The following is a 1,922-nucleotide window of genomic DNA, read 5'->3' as shown; positions in this document are numbered from 1 at the left end:
CCCGACGCGGCGCCCCCACCCCCCGTGCGCCGCTGGGTGCGGCCCGCACTGGCGCTGGTGGGGCTGGCCGCGGTGGCGTGGCTGTCCGCGTTCGGAGTGCAGGGCGAGGTCGCGTCGCGCACGGTGCTGGTGGCCGGCGTCTGTCTCGTGCTGTGGCTCACCGAACTGGTCCCGCCATTCGTCCCCACCCTGCTGCTCCTCGGGGCGACGCCGGTGGTGCTCGGCCCGCTGGGGAAGGACTACGCGCTCTCGTCCGTGCTCACCTGGTGCGCGGACCCCGTGCTCATCCTCTTCCTGGGCGGCTTCACGCTCGAGGTCGCGGCGATGCGTCACGGACTCGACTCCGCCGTGGCGGGCCACGTGGTGCGCCTGTCGCGCGGGCGCCCCCGGCTGCTCCTCCTGTTCGTCATGGGCGGCGTGGCCTTCCTCTCCATGTGGATGTCCAACGTCGCCGCGGCGGCGATGATGCTCGCGGCGCTCCGCCCCGTCCTCCTCGCCTCGCCCCCCGGCACATCCCTGCGGCCCGCGCTGCTGGCGGGCGTGGCGCTGGGCGCGAACCTGGGCGGCATGGCCACGCCCGTGGGCAGCGGCCCCAACGCCCTCGCGGTGTCCGCCGCGAGCGCCTACACGCACGTCACCTTCGCCGGCTGGATGGCGTTCGCCCTCCCCCTCACGGCGCTGATGCTGGTGCTGGGCTTCGGCCTGGTGCTGCTGCGCTTCCGCCTGGGCGGCACCCTGTCCCTGCCCGCACAGGTGACACGCCCGCTGGATGGCCGAGGCCGGAAGGTCCTCTGGGTCAGCGCCGCGTGCGTGGTGGCCTGGCTGTCGGAGCCCGCGCACGGCGTGCCCGCTCCCGTGGTCGCCCTGGGAGCCACCGCGCTGCTCTTCGGCACGGGCCTGCTCGAGCGCGAGGACCTCAAGAAGCTCGACTGGTCCACCCTCCTGCTCATCGCCGGAGGGCTGGGGCTGGGGAAGCTGCTGGAGCACTCGGGGCTGGTGGCCCACGCGCTCGACGGCGCGAGCCTTGCGACCTGGCCCCCGTCGGCCCGGCTCGGCGCGCTCGTCGTCGTCGCCGCGGCGCTGTCGGCGCTCATGAGCAACACCGGCACCGCCGCGCTCCTCATGCCGCTGGCGCTCAGCGTGGAGCCCTCCGCGTCCACGCCCATCCTCGTCGCCATGGGGTGCGCCTTCGGCATCCCCTTCGCCATCAGCACCCCTCCCAACGCCATGGCCGCGGGAGAAGGACTGGAGACCTCGGAGCTGTTGCGGTTGGGACTTCCCCTCATGGTGGCCGGCTGTCTGCTGGTCAGCGCGACAGGCCCCTGGGTCCTGCGAATCTTCGGGCTGCCATGAGCTACCCTCGCCCGCACCTCCAGGACTCCAGGACGAAGCCTGGGTCCACCATGAAGCACTGGCTCGGCACACGGGTTGAAAGGGCAATGCTGGCACAAGGCTCTGCGGAAGGAGCGCCCATGACGTCCGTTACCGTCACAGAGTACGAAACGCGCCTCTACTGGCAAGGCGACCACGGTGCCGTCCTGACGAGCGACCATGCGCCACCCGTTCCCATCGGCCAGCCCCTGGTGGAGCCAGGCGCGACGGAGGCCGGCCGCTGGGCCCCGGAGACGCTGCTGGTGGGCGCTGTCGAGGGCCGCACGCTGCTGGCCTTCCTGGAGCGCGCGCGCGAAGCGGACGTGTCCGTCCTCTTCTACCAGAGCTGCGCGGTGGCCCGGCTGGTGGCGAGCCCCGGCCAGGCGCCGCACCTCACCGACCTCATCGTCCGCCCCCACGTGGCCGTGGCCACCGATGCGGAGGCGGAGGTGGTACGCCGCATCTTCTCGGAGCTGCCCGCGCACTGCTTCCCCAGCTCCGTCATCCAGATATCCCCGCGCATCGAGCCCGTGGTGGAGACGTGGCACGCC

At 72.9% G+C, this 1,922-nt stretch carries 2 protein-coding genes; both read left to right on the top strand.

Annotated elements, in window-relative coordinates:
* Positions 1-1,353 (top strand): SLC13 family permease (locus FL311_RS42885; RefSeq protein ID WP_141333415.1); only part of this gene is annotated, 1,353 nt, incomplete at its 5' end.
* Between the two features lie 119 nt (positions 1,354-1,472).
* The coding region (locus FL311_RS42880) for an OsmC family protein (protein ID WP_141333413.1) at positions 1,473-1,922 on the top strand (450 nt) is incomplete at its 3' end.

Source organism: Myxococcus sp. AB025B, from assembly GCF_006518215.1.
Taxonomy (GTDB): Bacteria; Myxococcota; Myxococcia; order Myxococcales; family Myxococcaceae; genus Myxococcus; species Myxococcus fulvus.
The sequence above is the reverse complement of the archived record's forward strand: the minus strand, read 5'-3'. Positions and strand labels throughout refer to the sequence as shown.